Source organism: Paraburkholderia caffeinitolerans (assembly GCF_902859945.1).
Taxonomy (GTDB): domain Bacteria; phylum Pseudomonadota; class Gammaproteobacteria; order Burkholderiales; family Burkholderiaceae; genus Paraburkholderia; species Paraburkholderia caffeinitolerans.
This window is the reverse complement of record NZ_CADIKL010000013.1, coordinates 142,829-161,154: the sequence shown is the minus strand read 5'-3', so window position 1 is coordinate 161,154 and position 18,326 is coordinate 142,829. Positions and strand designations below refer to the sequence as shown.

16 protein-coding genes are annotated in these 18,326 nt (G+C 65.1%); 9 read left to right on the top strand and 7 right to left on the bottom strand.

The window, feature by feature from the left end; translation table 11 throughout:
• The first annotated feature begins 117 nt into the window (after positions 1–117).
• The 6 genes from trpE (at position 118) to HV773_RS15730 (ending at position 5,870) form a co-directional block, all read left to right on the top strand.
• Positions 118–1,611, top strand: a complete 1,494-nt coding sequence (gene trpE, locus HV773_RS15755; RefSeq protein WP_129562910.1) for an anthranilate synthase component I — start codon at positions 118–120, stop codon at positions 1,609–1,611.
• A gap of 14 nt (positions 1,612–1,625) precedes the next feature.
• On the top strand, positions 1,626–2,201 hold the full coding sequence (locus HV773_RS15750) for an aminodeoxychorismate/anthranilate synthase component II (protein ID WP_129562911.1): 576 nt from the start codon (positions 1,626–1,628) through the stop codon (positions 2,199–2,201).
• Between the two features lie 13 nt (positions 2,202–2,214).
• Positions 2,215–3,246 carry an anthranilate phosphoribosyltransferase gene (trpD, locus tag HV773_RS15745; RefSeq protein ID WP_129562912.1) on the top strand — a complete coding sequence of 344 codons (1,032 nt, stop codon included), beginning with the start codon at positions 2,215–2,217 and terminating at the stop codon, positions 3,244–3,246.
• 38 nt (positions 3,247–3,284) lie between these two features.
• Complete coding sequence (gene trpC, locus HV773_RS15740; RefSeq protein ID WP_129562913.1) at positions 3,285–4,070, top strand: indole-3-glycerol phosphate synthase TrpC; 786 nt, start codon at positions 3,285–3,287, stop codon at positions 4,068–4,070.
• 34 nt (positions 4,071–4,104) lie between these two features.
• Complete coding sequence (locus tag HV773_RS15735; RefSeq protein ID WP_129562914.1) at positions 4,105–4,731, top strand: CYTH domain-containing protein; 627 nt, start codon at positions 4,105–4,107, stop codon at positions 4,729–4,731.
• Positions 4,732–4,889: 158 nt separating this feature from the next.
• Positions 4,890–5,870, top strand: a complete 981-nt coding sequence (locus HV773_RS15730) for a uracil-DNA glycosylase (RefSeq protein ID WP_129562915.1) — start codon at positions 4,890–4,892, stop codon at positions 5,868–5,870.
• 122 nt (positions 5,871–5,992) lie between these two features.
• Here the strand turns inward: HV773_RS15730 and HV773_RS15725 are convergent, their stop codons facing one another.
• The 4 genes from HV773_RS15725 to HV773_RS15710 form a co-directional block, all read right to left on the bottom strand.
• On the bottom strand, positions 5,993–6,589 hold the full coding sequence (locus HV773_RS15725; RefSeq protein ID WP_129562916.1) for an FMN-dependent NADH-azoreductase: 597 nt from the start codon (positions 6,587–6,589) through the stop codon (positions 5,993–5,995).
• Positions 6,590–6,793: 204 nt separating this feature from the next.
• Positions 6,794–8,584, bottom strand: coding sequence for a M61 family metallopeptidase (locus tag HV773_RS15720; RefSeq protein WP_129562917.1), 1,791 nt, complete (start codon positions 8,582–8,584; stop codon positions 6,794–6,796).
• A 161-nt stretch (positions 8,585–8,745) separates the two neighbouring features.
• Positions 8,746–9,477, bottom strand: a complete 732-nt coding sequence (locus HV773_RS15715) for a DsbC family protein (protein WP_129562918.1) — start codon at positions 9,475–9,477, stop codon at positions 8,746–8,748.
• A 184-nt stretch (positions 9,478–9,661) separates the two neighbouring features.
• Complete coding sequence (locus tag HV773_RS15710; protein WP_129562919.1) at positions 9,662–10,834, bottom strand: UbiH/UbiF family hydroxylase; 1,173 nt, start codon at positions 10,832–10,834, stop codon at positions 9,662–9,664.
• Positions 10,835–11,051: 217 nt separating this feature from the next.
• Here HV773_RS15710 and hmpA point away from each other — a divergent pair, with 217 nt between their 5' ends.
• The 3 genes from hmpA (at position 11,052) to ettA (ending at position 15,347) form a co-directional block, all read left to right on the top strand.
• Positions 11,052–12,263 (top strand): NO-inducible flavohemoprotein, encoded by a 1,212-nt coding sequence (gene hmpA / locus HV773_RS15705; protein ID WP_129562920.1) that lies wholly within the window; start codon positions 11,052–11,054, stop codon positions 12,261–12,263.
• Between the two features lie 283 nt (positions 12,264–12,546).
• Positions 12,547–13,641 (top strand): redox-regulated ATPase YchF, encoded by a 1,095-nt coding sequence (ychF, locus tag HV773_RS15700; protein ID WP_129562921.1) that lies wholly within the window; start codon positions 12,547–12,549, stop codon positions 13,639–13,641.
• A 41-nt stretch (positions 13,642–13,682) separates the two neighbouring features.
• On the top strand, positions 13,683–15,347 hold the full coding sequence (ettA, locus tag HV773_RS15695) for an energy-dependent translational throttle protein EttA (RefSeq protein WP_129562922.1): 1,665 nt from the start codon (positions 13,683–13,685) through the stop codon (positions 15,345–15,347).
• Between the two features lie 103 nt (positions 15,348–15,450).
• Here the strand turns inward: ettA and HV773_RS15690 are convergent, their stop codons facing one another.
• From HV773_RS15690 to HV773_RS15680, 3 genes are all read right to left on the bottom strand, one after another.
• Positions 15,451–16,074: an HAD family hydrolase gene (locus HV773_RS15690; RefSeq protein WP_129562923.1), complete on the bottom strand. Its 624-nt coding sequence runs from the start codon at positions 16,072–16,074 to the stop codon at positions 15,451–15,453.
• Between the two features lie 37 nt (positions 16,075–16,111).
• Positions 16,112–17,926, bottom strand: coding sequence for an aminopeptidase P family protein (locus HV773_RS15685; RefSeq protein WP_129562924.1), 1,815 nt, complete (start codon positions 17,924–17,926; stop codon positions 16,112–16,114).
• A gap of 119 nt (positions 17,927–18,045) precedes the next feature.
• The gene (locus tag HV773_RS15680; RefSeq protein ID WP_129562925.1) at positions 18,046–18,309 is read right to left on the bottom strand and encodes a hypothetical protein; all 264 of its coding nucleotides are present in this window, start codon (positions 18,307–18,309) and stop codon (positions 18,046–18,048) included.
• Positions 18,310–18,326 lie beyond the last annotated feature (17 nt).

Here is an 18,326-nt window from a genome sequence, read left to right as displayed (position 1 = left end):
GCGCCAGCGCAATCGAGCACTCAAAACAGACGCCATCGCGCACACGCCGCGCCCCTTTTTGAGCCGCACTGGGCCCGCACCCGAAGTCGCGAACGGCAGCACGCACAGGATCGGAACATGACCGAACTCGAATTTCAGTCCCTCGCCAACGAGGGCTACAACCGCATCCCGCTGATCGCCGAAGCGCTGGCCGATCTCGAAACGCCGCTCTCGCTGTATCTGAAGCTCGCGCAGCCCGAGCGCGGCGGCGCCAACTCGTTTCTGCTGGAGTCCGTGGTGGGCGGGGAGCGCTTCGGGCGCTATTCGTTCATCGGCTTGCCCGCGCGCTCGCTGATCCGCACGCGCAACGGCATTTCGGAAGTCGTGCGCGACGGCCAGGTGACGGAGACGCACGACGGCGATCCGCTCGAATTCATCGCGCAATACCAGGCGCGCTTCAAGGTCGCGCAGCGCCCCGGCCTGCCGCGCTTTTGCGGCGGCCTCGCGGGCTACTTCGGCTACGACGCGGTGCGCTACATCGAGAAGAAACTCGCCGAGACCTGCCCGCCCGACGATCTCGGCCTGCCCGACATCCAGCTACTGCTGACCGAGGAAGTCGCGGTCATCGACAATCTCGCAGGCAAGCTCTATCTCATCGTCTACGCCGATCCGCAAACGCCCGAGGCCTACACCAAGGCCAAGCACCGCCTGCGCGAACTCAAGCAGCGCCTGCGCCAAACCGTGCAGCCGCCGGTGACTTCGGCGAGCGTGCGCACCGAGACGTATCGCGAGTTCAAGAAGGACGATTACCTCGCGGCCGTGCGCAAGGCGAAGGAATACATCGCCGCGGGCGAGCTGATGCAGGTGCAGGTGGGCCAGCGCATCAGCAAGCCGTATCGCGACAATCCGCTTTCGCTCTATCGCGCGCTGCGTTCGCTGAACCCGTCGCCGTACATGTATTACTACAACTTCGGCGACTTCCATGTGGTGGGCGCCTCGCCGGAAATTCTGGTGCGCCAGGAGCAGCGCGGCGAGGACCGCATTGTGACGATCCGTCCGCTCGCGGGCACGCGTCCGCGCGGCAACACGCCCGAGCGCGATGCGGAACTCGCGACCGAACTGCTCAACGATCCGAAGGAGATCGCCGAGCACGTCATGCTGATCGACCTCGCGCGCAACGACGTGGGCCGCATCGCCGAAATCGGCTCGGTGGCGGTGACCGACCAGATGATCATCGAAAAGTACTCGCACGTGCAGCACATCGTGAGCTCGGTGGAAGGCAAGCTCAAGCCCGGCGTGAGCAACTTCGACGTGCTGCGCGCGACCTTCCCGGCCGGCACGCTCTCGGGCGCGCCCAAGGTGCGCGCGATGGAACTCATCGACGAACTCGAGCCGGTGAAGCGTGGTCTCTACGGCGGCGCGGTCGGCTATCTCTCGTTCAATGGCGAGATGGACCTCGCGATTGCGATCCGCACCGGCCTCATCCACAACGGCAATCTGTACGTGCAGGCCGCGGCGGGCGTGGTCGCCGATTCGGTGCCCGAGTCCGAATGGCAGGAAACCGAGAACAAGGCGCGCGCCGTGCTGCGCGCCGCCGAGCAGGTGCAGGACGGCCTCGACAGCGACTTCTGAGCGGAGACAAGACCATGTTGCTCATGATCGACAACTACGATTCGTTTACCTACAACATCGTCCAGTACTTCGGCGAACTCGGCGAAGACGTCCGCACGTATCGCAACGACGAAATCACCATCGACGAAATCAGAAAGCTCAACCCGGCGCGCATCTGCCTCTCGCCCGGGCCGAGCAACCCGCAGCACGCGGGCATCACGCTAGACGTGCTGCGCGAATTCGCGGGCAAGACGCCGATTCTCGGCGTGTGCCTCGGCCATCAGGCGATTGGTGAGGCCTTCGGCGGGCGCGTCGTGCGCGCGAAGACCATCATGCACGGCAAGGTGAGCCAGATCGAAACCGACTGCAAAGGCGTGTTCGCCGACCTGCCGAAGCACTTCAATGTGACGCGCTATCACTCGCTCGCAATCGAGCGCGAGTCGCTGCCCGACTGCCTCGAAGTGTCGGCCTGGACCGACGACGGCGAAATCATGGGCGTGCGTCACCGCGAACTCGCGGTGGAAGGCGTGCAGTTCCATCCGGAATCGATCCTCTCGGAGCACGGCCACGCGCTGTTCGAGAACTTCCTGAAGCAAACCCGGCACGCTTGATACGGAGGCGACCATCATGATTACCCCGCAGGAAGCGCTGCAGCGCACGATCGAGCATCGCGAGATTTTCCACGACGAGATGCTCCACCTCATGCGCCTCATCATGCGCGGCGAGCTTTCGCCCGTGCTCTCGTCGGCCATCATCACCGGCTTGCGCGTGAAGAAGGAAACCATCGGCGAGATCACGGCGGCCGCCACAGTCATGCGCGAGTTCGCGAATCACGTCGAGGTGAAGGACAATTCGAATTTCATCGACATCGTCGGCACGGGCGGCGATGGTTCGCACACCTTCAATATTTCCACGGCCTCGATGTTCGTCGTGGCAGCGGCGGGCGCGAAGGTCGCCAAGCACGGCAACCGCGGCGTGTCGAGCAAGTCGGGCAGCGCGGACGTGCTCGAAGCGCTCGGCGTGAACATCGACCTGCAACCGGACCAGGTAGCTGCGTCGATCGCCGAAACGGGCATGGGCTTCATGTTCGCGCCCAACCATCATCCGGCGATGAAGAACATCGCCGCCGTGCGCCGCGAGCTGGGCGTGCGCACGATCTTCAACATCCTCGGGCCGCTCACGAATCCGGCCGGCGCGCCCAATCAACTGATGGGCGTGTTTCACGCGGACCTCGTCGGCATCCAGGTGCGCGTGATGCAGCGTCTGGGCGCGAAGCACGTGCTCGTGGTGTACGGCAAGGACGGCATGGACGAAGTCTCGCTCGGCGCGGCCACGCTCGTGGGCGAGCTGAAGGACGGCGAGATCCGCGAGTACGAAATCCATCCCGAAGACTTCGGCATGCAGATGGTCTCGAACCGCTCGCTCAAGGTCGAAAACGCCGACGAGTCGAAGGCCATGCTGCTCGGCGCGCTCTCGAACGAGCCCGGCACGGCGCGCGAGATCGTCACGCTGAACGCGGGCACGGCGCTCTATTCGGCCAACGTCGTGAACTCGATCGCCGACGGCATCGCGCTCGCGCGCGAGACCCTCGCAAGCGGCCGCGCCCGCGCCAAGGTCGATGAACTGGTACGCTTCACGCAACAGTTCAAACGCTGATCCATCACTGTTTTTGCCCGATTTTTTGCCCGAACATCATGAGCGACATCCTCGAAAAAATCATTGCGGTGAAGCGCGAAGAAGTCCGCGCTGCCGAGCAGAGCGCACCGCTCGAAGCGCTGCGTCTGGAGGCGAGCGCGCGCGATCTGCGCGACTTCGTCGGCGCCTTGCGCGCGAAGCACGCTAACGGCCAGGCCGCCGTGATCGCGGAAGTGAAGAAAGCAAGCCCCTCGAAGGGCGTGCTGCGCGAAAACTTCCAACCCGCCGAAATCGCGCGTTCTTACGCCGAAGGCGGCGCGGCATGCCTTTCCGTGCTCACCGACGTGCAATTCTTCCAGGGCAGCGTCGCGTATCTGGAAGCCGCGCGCGCCGCGTGCAACCTTCCGGTGCTGCGCAAGGATTTCATCGTCGACCCGTATCAGGTCGTCGAAGCGCGCGCAATGGGCGCCGATGCGATCCTGCTGATCGCCGCCGCGCTCGAACCCGGCCAGATGCGCGATCTCGAAGCGCTCGCACATTCGCTGGGCCTCGCGGTGCTCGTCGAAGTGCACGATCGCGCGGAGCTCGAACACGCGCTCACGCTGAAGACGCCGCTCATCGGCATCAACAACCGCAATCTGCGCACCTTCGAGACCACGCTGCAAACCACCATCGGCATGCTCGACGATGTGCCGGAAGACCGCATCGTCGTGACCGAGTCGGGCATTCTCTCGCGCGCCGATGTCGAGAAGATGCGCGAGCTTGCGGTACACACGTTCCTCGTGGGCGAGGCGTTCATGCGCGCCGAAAACCCCGGCGCGGAACTCGCGCGTATGTTCTTCTGATTGCATCCAGGTAACAAACAGGTAACAAGCGACGATGGCCATCGAACGCGAAATCAAACTCGCGCTGCCGCGCGACCAGGTGGACGCGGCGCTGCGTCTCTTCGAGGCGCGCGCCGGCGCACCGGGCCGCGAAGTGCGGTTGGAAAACATCTACTTCGACACGCCGTCGCTCGTGCTCGCGCGCGCGAAGAGCGCGCTGCGGCTGCGCCGCGCGCCCGAAGGCTGGCTGCAGACGTTCAAGACCGTGGGCGTGGCGCAAAACGGCCTCCACGCGCGGCATGAGTGGGAAATGCCGGTGGCGGGTGAAGCGCTCGAGATCGACAAGCTGCTGCACGAGTGCGACGAAGCGGGCGTTTCGACGGCGCTTTCCGACGCGGCTGCGAATCTGATTCCCCTCTTTCGCACCGATTTCACGCGCACGCTGTGGACCTTGCAGGTCGAGGGCGCTGAAGTGGAAGCGGCCATCGATCAAGGCGATATCACCGCGGACGTGAACGGCGAAACGCGCCGCGCGCCTATCTGCGAAATCGAGCTGGAACTGAAGGCCGGCGACGAAGCCGCGTTGCACACGCTTGCAGCGGAATTGGCGAAGGCACTGCCGGGACTCGCGCCCGACGACATCAGCAAGGCCCAGCGCGGCTACACGCTGCGCGAAGGCTAAGCGCGAGCGCAGCGGTAAGCGGTGCCGCCAAGTCATCGCGAATTCATCGTGAAATTCACCGCTGTTAGTTGCAAGACGAACATCCGTGCCTGCCAGCAGGCCTTTCACCCGTCGAGCCGGATTGAATCGCAGCGCGATTCTTGCGACACTTGCCGCCCATGACCTCCACGAAACACACGCGCGCCGTGGCGCCGGTGCAAACCTCGCTGTTCGACGACACGCCGCCTGAAGCAGCATTGGCCATGCTCGACGAAACGTCCGCACCCGAAGTCGACCCGCGCCAGATCTCGATCTTCTCGCTCTTCGACGACGACGAATTCCCCGCATCCGCTCCCGTAGCCACACTCGCAACCGCGCCCATGTCCGCCAGCCAGTCAGCCTCCGCCCAGTCCACCGGCAACCCGCCATCGAGTGCCGCGATCGCGCGTCTCGAAGACCAGTTCGCCGCGCTGCCCACGGCTTGGCGCGAGTTGCTCACACCGTTCATCGAGAGCGACGCGTACGCGCCACTGTGCCGTTTCGTCGACGACGAACGCGCCGCCGGCAAGACCGTCTATCCCACCGATGTATTCCGCGCGCTGCGCCTCACCTCGCCCGACGAAGTGAAAGTGGTGATCCTCGGCCAGGACCCGTATCACGGCGATGACCGCGGCACGCCGCAAGCGCACGGCCTGGCGTTCTCGGTCCCGCCTGCGGTGCGCACCCCGCCCTCGCTGCGCAACATCTTCAAGGAGATCGCGGCGAGCCTCGGAATCGAGGCGCCCGCTCACGGCTGTCTCGATGCCTGGGCGCGCCAGGGCGTGCTGCTGCTCAACACGGTGCTCACCGTCGAGCGCGCGAACGCCGCGAGCCACGCGAAGCGCGGCTGGGAGCGCTGCACCGACACGCTGATCCGCGAGATCGCCGCGCGCCACGAACATCTCGTGTTCATGCTCTGGGGCGCGCACGCGCAGAACAAGCGCGCGCTGCTCGGCACGGGCGAGCATTGCGTGCTGGAAGCGCCGCATCCGTCGCCGCTCTCGGCGCATCGCGGCTTCCTCGGCTGCGGACATTTCGCGCAAGCCAATGCGTACCTGAGCGCGCACGCCCGCGCGCCAATCGACTGGCGCTTGCCGGACACGGCCGAAGTGCTTGCCTGACGCAGCGAAGCACGCCGCGCACAATGAAAAACGCCACGAAGCACGCTTCGTGGCGTTTTTGCTTTACTGCATGCGATACGGCGCAATAACGCACCGCATCGGCTTCACTTCACAGCAGCCGCTCAGGCCGCCGCAATTGCCTCACGTGCGCTCGCGAGCGCTGCACCGGCGGCTTCCGGGCCCATGTTCAGGCCTTCGGCGTAGATGAAGCTCACGTCGGTCATGCCGAGGAAGCCGAGGAACGACTTGAGGTACGGCGTCTGGCTGTCGTTCGGCGTGCCGTGATACTTGCCGCCGCGCGCCGAAACCACGATCACCTTCTTGCCCGTGACGAGGCCCACGGGGCCGTTCGCGGTGTACTGGAACGTGATGCCAGCGCGTGCGATCCAGTCGAAGTAGGTCTTCAGTTGCGACGAAATGCCGAAGTTGTACATCGGCGCGCCAATCACGATGACGTCCGCAGCTTGCAGTTCGGCAATCAGCGCTTCGCTGCGTGCGGCGATGGCCTGCTGCTCCGGCGTGCGCTGCTCGACCGGCGTGAAGAACGCGCCGAGCACGGCGTCGTCGAGGTGCGGCAGCGGATCGGCTTGCAGGTTGCGCGTGACAACCTTCGCACCCGGGTTCGATTGCTGGAGCTTGGTCGTCAATTCGTTGACGAGCAGCGTCGACTGGGCGCCTTGCGAGCGAGCGGCGGAATTGATTTGCAGGATGGTGGTCATGGTGACTCCTTCGGGTGTCGTTTGCGCAACGTTGCGCGAGTGAGGCCATTGTGTTTATTTGCCACGCCCCGAAAAAGTAGTCCGCCGATGACGGATTGTTGCAGCGATAGAACAATCGAGAAAACCAAAAAAGAAAGGCGACGGGGCCGGATCGCCCTGTCGCCTTTCTTTCCGAAGCGGGCCGAGCGCCCGCTCCGCGTACGCTCAAGCCGCCAGCCAGCGCTCGCGCAGCGCGCGCGGCGCCGGACGCTTGTCGGTGACCGTGAGCTTGTAGCGTGCGATCTCGGGCGCGTCGAGCGTCAGGCGCGCGACGCGCAGCTCGTCGCGGCGGAACGCGTGGATTTCCACCTTGGCGCCCGGCTGGTAGCGCGCGAGCAGCGTATCGAGATTCGCGCCCGTAACGCGCAGGCCGTCGAGCGCCATGAGCGCGTCGCCGGCCGAAAGCCCCGCCTTTTGCGCCGCGCCGCCCTCATAGACGACCGCGATCGAAGCTTCGGCGCCGCCGCGCAGGCGCGCGCCCAGCGACGGCTTCGCGCCGCGCTCGGGCTCGCCTTCGAGCGTCACGCCCAGCCCCTCGAACAGCGTGGCGAGCGGCAAATCGCGCGTGCCGCGCACGGCGTCGGCGAACAGGCTGCCCAGTTCCACGCCGGTTGCCTCAGCGATCAGCGCCTCGACATCGTCCTCGCCCACGCCCACCGGCTTGCCGCGATAGAAGTCGCGGCCGTAGCGTTGCCACAGGAGGCGCATCACGTCGTCGAGCGACTTGCGTCCGCTGGTTTCCGTGCGGATGGCGAGATCGAATGCGAGCGCGACGAGCGAGCCCTTCGTGTAGTAGCTCACGATCGCATTCGACGCGTTCTCGTCCTGTCGGTAGTACTTGATCCACGCGTCGAACGAGCTTTCGGCCACGCTCTGCTTCAGACGCCCCGCGCCACGCAGCACGCCGCCGACGGTCTTGCCGAGGAGGCCGAAGTATTCGTCTACGGAAATGAGGCCGCTGCGCACCAGCATCAGGTCGTCGTAATAGGACGTGAAGCCTTCGAAGAGCCACAGCAGCGAGGTGTAGTCCTCACGCGTGAGATCGTACGGCGCGAACGCGGCGGGCTTGATGCGCTTCACGTTCCACGTATGGAAGTACTCGTGGCTGCACAACCCCAGATAGGTCCGGTAGCCCTCGGACATCTCGGTCTTACCTTTGACCGGCAGATCGGTGCGGTTGCAAATGAGCGCCGTGGATGCGCGATGCTCGAGCCCGCCGTAGCCGTCGCTCACGGCCTGCGTCATGAACACGTAGCGCTCCATTGGCGCGCGCTTGGTGCGCGGCTCGAACAGCGCGATCTGCGCCTCGCAGATCTTCTTCAGGTCGGCGGAGAGGCGTTCGGTATCGAGCGCCACCACGCGGCCCGCGATCACGATGTCGTGCGGCACGCCGTGCGCCTTGAAGCTCGCGAGCGTGAATTCGCCCAGCGTGACGGGGTGGTCGATCAGCTCGTCGTAGCCCGACGCCGTGTATTCGCCAAAGCCGTAGCGTTTGGTGCCGCGCGCCTCCGCGAGCGCAGTGGCGACGCGCCAGTGGCGATACGCGTGGCCATCGGGGCGCTGGATGTCGACCACGTGCTGCGCGCCTTCATGGCCGAGCGCCGCGAGAAACACGCTCGTGCCGTTGAAGAAGCCAACCGTGTCGTCCAGATGCGCGGCCCGCACCGACAGGTCCCACGCATAAACCTCGTAGCGCAGTGTGAGCGCGCCCTTCACGGGCGCGGCCTGCCACGTGTGCTTGTCGGTCTTGCTGATGCGCACCTTGCGGCCCGCTTCGTTGGTCGCGCGCATCGTGACGATGTTGCGCGCGAATTCGCGCACCATGTAGCTGCCCGGAATCCACACAGGCAGCATGAAGCACTGGCCGTCCGGCGCGGGATCCTCGATGGTGAGCGTCACTTCGAACAGGTGCGCGGCGGGGTTCTTCGGGACGATGGTGTATCGGATCGGCTTCATCGGCGGGATCGGGGACGGGTTCGGTTAGCGAATGCTGTAATCGCGGTGATTGCAGCGAACGCCGCGCGGCAAGCTCACGCGCGGCAACCGCAGGCATACGAAAAAAACAGTGGGCAAAAAAGCACCGGCCGCAAAAGCGGCCGGCAGATTCGGTCAGGGCTTCAGCGCACGGCGCCGAGAGCGCTTTCGAGCCGGTCGGCACTGACCGCGCCCGGCAGGCGGGTGCCGTCCGCGAGGATCACGGTGGGCGTGCCGGTCACGTTCATCTTTGCGCCGAGCTTGAGATTGCTGTCGATGGCGGCGGTGTTACAGGTGCCCGCGGCGGTGGGCGCCTTGCGATCGATCATCCACGACTCCCACGCCTTCGCGCGGTCGGCCGAGCACCAGATCGACTTCGACTTCGTCGTGGAGTCTTCGGACAGCACGGGGTACAGGAAGGTGTAGACCGTCACGTTGTCGATCGACTTGAGCGTGCTTTCGAGCTGATGGCAGTACGGGCAGTTCGGATCGGAGAACACCGCCATCTGGCGCTTGCCGTTGCCCTTCACGACCTTCACCGCGTTCTCGAGCGGCAGCTTCGAGAAGTCGACCTTGTTGAGTTCGGCCAGGCGCGCTTCGGTGAGATTGCGGTGCGCCTTGGTATCGACGAGATCGCCCGTGAGCACGTAATCGCCATTGGCGTCGCTATAGATGATCTGCGTGCCGAGGTTCACCTCGTAGAGACCCGCCATCGGCGCCTTGCTGATGCTCTTGATGTCGCCGCCATCCACGCCGAGGCGCGATTGCAGCGTAGCCTTGATTTTGTCGGTGGTCTGGTCGGCCTGCGCCGAGCAGCCGAGCACCGAAATGGCCGCCGCGAGGGCAAACGCGGCAATGCGAATACGCTTTTGCATGTGATGCTTTCCTGATTCTGGGACGCTTCGCGCAGGTGGCGCATGAAGCGTTCCGGGTGAAATTCGATCCCGACGTGGCCCTTGGCCAGAGATGTTCATTCTAAGCCGCCCGGCGCTGGAGCACGCGAAATACCCGCTGCGGCGCTGTCGGTGAGCGTTGGCGATGCCTCTGAACGCTCAGCGCTCAGCCGAGCGCCGACGCCACCAGCCAGCGCTTGACGAGCGGCTGCGCGCCGACGAACGCCATGCCCGTGTTGCGCAGCGCGCGCGCGAACGTGCCGGGCACCGAAAAGAGACGCTGCAGGCCATCGGTGGCGATCACGAGCTTCTGGATGTCCTCGCGGCGGCCGCGTTCGTAGCGGCGCAGCAGCACGAGGTCGCCGAGGTCGCGGAACGCTTCTTTTTGCGCGATGACGTCTACGAGCGCGGTCACGTCGCGTAGCCCCAGGTTCACGCCCTGCCCCGCGAGCGGGTGAATCAGGTGCGCGGCGTCGCCAACCAGCGCGACGCGCGGCGCAACCAGGCGGTCGACGGTCTGCAAGGCGAGCGGGAAGCCGCGCGCCGGCGTCACGCATTCGAGCGTGCCATGCAGCCTCTGCGTCACGCGCTCGACTTCGGCGGCGAGCTGTTCCGGGTCGAGCTTGAGCAGTTCGTCGGCATGCTCCGTTTGCGCCGACCAGACCAGCGAAACATGCTGGTCCGGCAGCGGCAGCAGCGCGACGATCTCGCCCTCCCGGAACCATTGATAAGCGCATTCGCCGTGCGGGCGTTCCGCGCGGAAGTTGGCGACCACGCCGGTCTGCCGGTAATCGCGGCGCTCGACCTTCGAGCCGATCTGCGCACGCACCCACGAATGCGCGCCATCGGCGCCCACGGCGAGATCGGCCTCGATCGTGCGGCCGTTCGCAAGACCGATCACGGCGGCGTCGGGCATCACGTCGAGCGTCTGCGCGCGCGAATCGATCCACGTGAGATTGGGCTGGAAATGCAGCGCCGCGTCGAACGCGCGCTCGACCAGCGACGATTCGGCGATCCAGGCAAGCTGCGCGACCGACGCCTGATACGCGGAAAAATGCAGCTCGGCAGCAGCGTCGCCGAACACGCGCATGTCGTAGACCGGCGTGAGGCGAGCGGCATCGACCGCCTGCCAGACCCTCAGACGCTCGAACAGCGCATGCGAGCTGCGCGAAAAGGCATAGACGCGCGCATCGAAAACGGCGCCGGCGGGCAGCGGTGCGCACGGCTGCGCGAGCAGCGCCACACGCAAGCCCCCTTGGGTCAGCGCGAGCGCCGCCGCCTTGCCGACGAGCCCGCCGCCAATCACGGCGACGTCAAAGGTCTGGTTGGTCGAAGTCATCCGCGCATTATAGCTGCGGGGGGTAATCTGACAGGGCCGGATGGGCGGCCGATTGCGGCGTGGATTGCGGCGCGGCAAGGGCGCGGTGAGGTGTCGCAGCGGGGTCGGAGAGGCGGCACGGCGCGGCCCCGATTCGACCCGCCTTGCCGATCTCAAAACCACTGCCTAGGCTTCATCCACTAAGCGCCGCCCACACCTTGCCACGGAGAGACAAACCATGCTGACCCAAAAGACGAAGGACATCGTCAAGGCCACCGCACCGGTTCTGGCCGATCACGGCTACGACATCATCACGCGCTTTTACAAGCGCCTGTTCGAAGCGCATCCCGAGCTGAAAAACGTGTTCAACATGGCGCACCAGGAACAGGGCCAGCAGCAGCAGGCGCTGGCCCGCGCGGTCTACGCCTACGCGGAAAACATCGAAGACCCCAGCAGCCTTGCGGCGGTGCTGAAGAACATCGCCAACAAGCACGCGAGTCTCGGTGTGCGGCCCGAGCACTACCCGATCGTCGGGGAAAACCTGCTGGCTGCCATCAAGGACGTGCTGGGCGCCGCCGCCACCGACGACATCATTTCCGCCTGGGCGCAAGCCTACGGCAACCTCGCCGACGTGCTGATGGGCCTCGAAAGCGAACTCTACGAGCACTCCTCCGACCAACTGGGCGGCTGGACCGGCTGGCGCACCTTCGTCGTGCGCGAAAAGCGCCCCGAAAGCAGCGTGATCACCTCGTTCATCCTCGAACCCGCCGACGGCCAGCCGGTCGTGAACTTCGAGCCCGGCCAGTATGTCAGCGTCGCCGTGACCGTGCCGGCCCTGGGCTTGCAGCAGATTCGCCAGTACAGCCTCTCGGACATGCCGAACGGGCACAGCTACCGCATTTCGGTGAAGCGCGAAAGCGGCGGCCCCAATCCTCCGGGCTATGTCTCGTGCCTGCTTCACGACCACGTCAATGTCGGCGACGAGATCAAACTGGCCGCGCCCTACGGCAGCTTCCATATCGACGTGAACGCGAAGACGCCGATTGTGCTGATCAGCGGCGGCGTCGGATTGACGCCGATGATCAGCATGCTCAAGCGCGCTATCCAGGACCCGCAACGGCGCGTGGTGTTCGTGCACGGCGCGCGCAACAGCAGCGTGCACGCGATGCGCGACCGGCTGCGCGAAGCCGCCAGAACCTACGCCAATTTCAGCCTGATCGTGTTCTACGACAACCCACTGCCGGAGGACGCCAAGGGCCGGGACTTCGATCATGCGGGGCTCGTTGACGTCAAGACGATCAAGGACGCGATCCTCTTGCCCGACGCCGATTACTACATTTGCGGGCCGATCCCGTTCATGCGGATGCAGCACGACGCGCTCAAGGAACTGGGCGTGCGCGAAGCCCGGATCCACTACGAAGTGTTCGGCCCGGACCTCTTCGCCGAATAAGCACGCTGCTTTCGGAACGCGTTTGCATGGTGCTTGCCCGGTCCTTGCCGACCGCCCAGGTCCGTCGACGCTTCCCATGCGAGCGCGCCGATCAACGCCCGCGAACGGGTTACAATTGCCACTTTTCGAGCACAAAATCCGTGCAAAATCGTCGGCTTCCCGGCCGCATGCGCACGCTTTGACTCGTCCCCGAATTCACCTTGCGGCTGTCGCGTTCCGGCCCTCGCCGGACAGCAAACGATACGACGACCTGCCGTAACCAACTGATTCAAAAAGGTTTTTCATGAGCCTCCAATGCGGCATCGTCGGCTTGCCCAACGTCGGCAAGTCCACCCTGTTCAACGCGCTGACCAAGGCCGGCATCGCGGCTGAAAACTACCCGTTTTGCACGATCGAGCCGAACGTCGGCGTGGTCGAAGTGCCGGATCCGCGCCTGAAGGCGCTCGCCGAGATCGTCAAGCCCGAGCGCGTGGTGCCGTCCGTGGTCGAGTTCGTCGACATCGCGGGTCTGGTCGCCGGCGCGAGCAAGGGCGAAGGCCTCGGCAACCAGTTCCTCGCGAACATCCGCGAAACGGACGCCATCACGCACGTCGTGCGCTGCTTCGAAGACGAAAACGTGATCCACGTCGCGGGCAAGGTCGATCCGATCGCCGACATCGAAGTCATCAACACCGAACTCGCACTCGCCGACCTCAGCACCGTCGAAAAGGCGCTCACGCGCTACTCGAAGGCCGCCAAGTCGGGCAACGACAAGGAAGCGGCGAAACTCGTCGCCGTGCTGGAAAAAGTGCGCGCGCAACTCGATCAGGCCAAGCCCGTGCGCGGGCTCGACCTGAACGAAGACGAACAGGCGCTGCTCAAGCCGTTCTGCCTGATCACCGCGAAGAAGACCATGTACGTCGCGAACGTGAAGGACGACGGCTTCGAGAACAATCCGTACCTCGAAGCGGTGCGCAAGCACGCCGAAGCCGAAGGCGCGCCGGTGGTGGCCGTGTGCGCGGCAATCGAAGCCGAAATCGCGGACCTCGAAGACGAAGACAAGATCGCCTTCCTCGCCGACATGGGCATGGACGAGCCGGGCCTCGACCGCGTGATCCGCGCGGGTTTCAAGCTGCTCGGCCTGCAAACGTACTTCACGGCGGGTGTGAAGGAAGTGCGCGCGTGGACGATTCACGTCGGCGACACCGCTCCGCAGGCGGCCGGCGTGATCCACACCGACTTCGAGCGCGGCTTCATTCGCGCGCAGACCATCGCGTTCAACGACTTCATCCAGTTCAAGGGCGAAACCGGCGCGAAGGAAGCCGGCAAGATGCGCGCCGAAGGCAAGGAATATGTCGTCCACGACGGCGACGTGATGAACTTCCTGTTCAACGTTTAAGCGCAACGCCCCCTTTCCTCCCGTTTCCAAAGACACAACTCATGGCCCAATACGTCTTCACCATGAACCGGGTCGGCAAGATCGTGCCGCCCAAACGCCAGATCCTGAAGGACATCTCGCTGTCGTTCTTCCCGGGCGCGAAGATCGGTCTGCTCGGCCTGAACGGCTCGGGCAAGTCCACGCTCATCAAGATCATGGCCGGCGTCGACAAGGACATCGAAGGCGAAGCCACGCCGATGCCCAACCTCAACATCGGCTATCTGCCGCAGGAGCCGCAGCTCGATCCGGAAAAGACCGTGCGCGAAGCGGTCGAAGAGGGTCTGGGCGACGTGTTCAACGCGCAGAAGAAGCTCGACGAGATCTACGCCGCCTACGCGGAGCCGGACGCCGACTTCGACGCGCTCGCCGCGGAACAAGCCAAGTACGAAGCGATCCTCGCGACCACCGACGGCAGCGCCGAACAGCAGATCGAAATCGCCGCCGACGCGCTGCGTCTGCCGGCGTGGGATGCGAAGATCGGCAATCTCTCGGGCGGTGAAAAGCGCCGCGTCGCGCTGTGCAAGCTGCTGCTCGAGAAGCCCGACATGCTGCTGCTCGACGAACCGACCAACCACCTCGACGCCGAATCGGTCGAGTGGCTCGAGCAGTTCCTCACGCGCTTCCCGGGCACCGTCGTGGCCGTGACCCACGACCGCTACTTCCTCGACAACGCCGCCGAGTGGATTCTCGAACTCGATCGCGGCTACGGCATTCCCTGGAAGGGCAACTACTCGAGCTGGCTCGACCAGAAGGAAGAGCGCCTGAAGCAGGAAGAGTCGTCGGAATCGGCACGCCAGAAGGCGATCAAGAAGGAACTGGAGTGGGTGCGCCAGAACCCGAAGGGCCGCCAGGCGAAGTCGAAGGCGCGTATCGCGCGCTTCGAGGAGCTGTCGAGCCAGGAATACCAGAAGCGCAACGAAACGCAGGAAATCTTCATTCCGGCGGGCGAGCGTCTGGGCAACGAAGTCATCGAGTTCAAGAACGTCAGCAAGTCTTACGGTGACCGTCTGCTGATCGACGACCTCAGCTTCAAGATTCCGGCGGGCGCAATCGTCGGCATCATCGGGCCGAACGGCGCCGGTAAGTCGACGCTGTTCCGCATGCTCACGGGCAAGGAACAGCCGGATTCGGGCGAGATCGTGCAAGGCCCGACGGTCAAGCTCGCGTATGTCGATCAGAGCCGCGACGCGCTCGTCGCCGACAAGACCGTGTTCGAGGAAATCTCGGGCGGCGCGGACGTGCTCACGGTGGGCAAGTACGAAACGCCGTCGCGCGCCTACATCGGCCGCTTCAACTTCAAGGGCGGCGACCAGCAGAAGATCGTCGGCAACCTGTCGGGCGGTGAGCGCGGCCGTCTGCATCTGGCCAAGACGCTGATCTCGGGCGGCAACGTCCTGCTGCTCGACGAACCGTCAAACGACCTCGACGTCGAAACGCTGCGCGCGCTCGAAGACGCCCTGCTCGAATTCGCGGGCTCGGTGATGGTGATCTCGCACGATCGCTGGTTCCTCGACCGTATCGCCACGCATATCCTGGCGTTCGAAGGCGACTCGCAAGTCACGTTCTTCGACGGCAACTATCACGAGTACGAGGCCGACAAGATCAAGCGCCTCGGCGAGGAAGCCGCGCGTCCGAAGCGTCTGCGCTACAAGCCGATCAGCCGGTAATTGACGCGCCGGGGCTCCCGGCGGTTGAATCAGGCGAAGAAAAAACGGCGGCCACACTCACGTGTGGCCGCCGTTCTGCTTTGTGCACACGCGAGCGAACAGCTTAGACCGGCAGGCCCAGTTCGCGCAGCTTCGCGTCAGTGGCCGTGTTGCTCGTGTGATGCACGCCGTGCCAGCCCAGCGCCGTGGCGGCCTGAATGTTGTGCGCGTTGTCGTCGATGAAGACGAGTTCGCCGGCTCTCACGCCCGGCAACTGCGCCTCGATGCGGCGAAACATTTCGTGGAAGATCGCCGGATCGGGCTTCACGAGCTTCACGCGTCCCGAGACGACGATATCGCGGCAGCGCCGCAAGATGCCGAAGCGCTCCCACGCCCACGGAAACGTCTCGGCCGACCAGTTCGTGAGCCCGAAGATCGGCACGTTGGCCGCTTCCAGCCGCTCGAAGGTCGCCACGCCGCCTTCGAGCAAGCCACCGATCATCTCGTGCCAGCGCTCGTAGAACGCGCGAATGAGCGCTTCGTGCTCGGGGAACCGGGTCACCAATTCCTCGGTGCCCACGGCGATCGGCTCGCCGCCGTCTTGGCGCACCACCCAGTCCATCGCACAAACATGGGTGAGAAACCAGCGGCGCTCGTCGTCGTCGGGAATCAGCTTGCGATACAGATACTCGGGGCTCCAGTCCACCAGCACCCCGCCGAAATCGAACACCACTGCCTTGATCGCCATGCCTTTGCGCTCCGCCCTGGGTTTCGTTTAACGTCAATCAGATCGGCTGCGTGCGCTTTTCGAGCCACGCGAGCGCGTCGCCCGAAACATGCGGCGCGATGCGCACGCGCACCGTCTGGTGATACGCGTTGAGCCACTCGCGCTCGTCTTCGCGCAGGAGCGTGAGATCGATACAGCGCGTGTCGATCGGGCACAGCGTGAGCGTTTCGAACTTCAGGAAATCACCGAATTCAGTGGTCCCCGCGCTCTGGTTCAAGACGAGGTTTTCGATGCGCACGCCCCACTTGCCCGGCCGGTAGAGGCCCGGCTCGACCGAGGTGATCATGCCCTCCTCCATCGCGGTCCACGGCTCGGCCGGCGCGTAGTGCGAAATGACCTGCGGGCCTTCGTGCACATTCAGGAAATAGCCCACGCCGTGGCCGGTGCCATGGCCGTAGTCGGCGCCCGCTTCCCAGATCGGCGCGCGCGCGATCGCGTCGAGCATCGGCGAGCGGATACCACGCGGAAACTGCGCGCGCGAGAGCGCCATCGTGCCCTTGAGAACGATCGTGAAGTCGCGCTTTTGCTCGGCGCTCGGCGTGCCGATGGGCACCACGCGCGTGATGTCGGTCGTGCCGTCCAGATACTGGCCGCCCGAGTCGATCAGGAGCAGGCCGTTGCCTTCGATCACGCTGTGCGATTCGGGCGTGGCGCGGTAGTGCGGCATCGCGCCGTTCGCGTTGAAACCGGCGATCGTGGCGAACGAGAGCGAAACGAAGCCCGGGCGGCGCTTACGGGCAGCGGTGAGCTTTTCGTCGATGGTGAGTTCGGTGATGGTCTCGCGGCCCAGCGCCGCTTCGAACCACGCGAAGAATTCGGCCAGCGCCGCGCCGTCCTGCTCCATCGTGGCGCGCACGTGCTCAGCTTCAGCGGCGGTCTTGCGCGACTTGAAGAACGTGCTCGGGTTAATGGCCTCCACGCGCTTCACCGCCGAGGACACCGCCTGCAGCAGTCCGAAGGTCACGCGGCGCGGGTCGACCAGCAAGGACTCGCCTGCGGGCAGCGCCGCCAGCGCATCGGCGGCCTGCGCGTAAGGCGCGACGCGCACATTGTCGCGCGCGAGCGATTGCGCGAGGTCCGCCGGCACCTTGCCATCTGCGACAAACAGCGTCGCCTGATCCGGCCCGATCAACGCGTGAGCGACGAACACGGGGTTGTAGTTCACATCGGCGCCACGCAGGTTGAAGAGCCACGCGAGGTCGTCGAGCGTCGAAATGAAGTGCCACTGCGCGCCCTTTTCCTGCATTGCGGCACGCACCTGCGCGAGCTTGCCCGCGCGCTGCGCGTCCGCATGCGGCGCGACGTGTTCGTAGACCGGTTCGAGCGGCAGCGAAGGACGGCCGCTCCAGACGGCGTCGAGCAAGTCGAGATCGGTGCGCAGCTTCACGCCGCGCGCGTCGAGCGCCTCGGCCAGGGCGCGCGCCGACGCCACGCCGAGCACCGCGCCGTCCACCGCGACCGAGCCGCCTGCCGGCACGTTCTGGGCGAGCCAGTCGATGTGCGGCGCGCTCTGCTGGCCGCCCAGCATCTTCATGAGCTGAATGCCCGTGCCCGCGAGTTGCTGGTCGGCCTGCACCCAGTAACGGCTGTCCACCCACACGCCCGCGAAATCCTTCGTCACGACGAGTGTGCCTACCGAGCCCGTGAAGCCCGAAAGCCATTCGCGCCCCTGCCAGCGGCGCGGCAGGTATTCGGAGAGGTGCGGGTCGGCGGACGGCACCAGCGCGGCGTCGACACCCGCGCTAGCCATCGCGGCGCGCAGTGCGGCGATGCGTTCGGGAATGGTGGACGTTTCGGGAAGTCGGGCGTTCATGTTTTTCACCTGCGAGTGAGAGAGGCGCGCCTTGTGGGTGCGCTCTATTGCGAAAGACGGTGGGTAATTCCGGTTGGTAATTCGGTTTGGTATTTCGTGAACGACGAATGAACGACAGGTTAGCGCCGCGCGCGCAGCGCGACCAATACAGCAACAAAGACAAACGCGACAGCTGTGCAAACCGGCCATTCGAGCAGTTCGCCATCATAGAAGAGACCGGTGGCGCGCCCGGCCGCCTTCGCTATCGCGGCGCCCGCGAGCGCCGCCGCGATAGCGAGCGTGAGCCCGCTGCCCACAGGCCCCGATGCCCGGCGCAAAGGATGGAAAAACCACCCCGCGAAGCCGATGACGAGACCGAGCACGACGATGCCTGCCCAACCCATCAGCGCCCAGTCCTAAG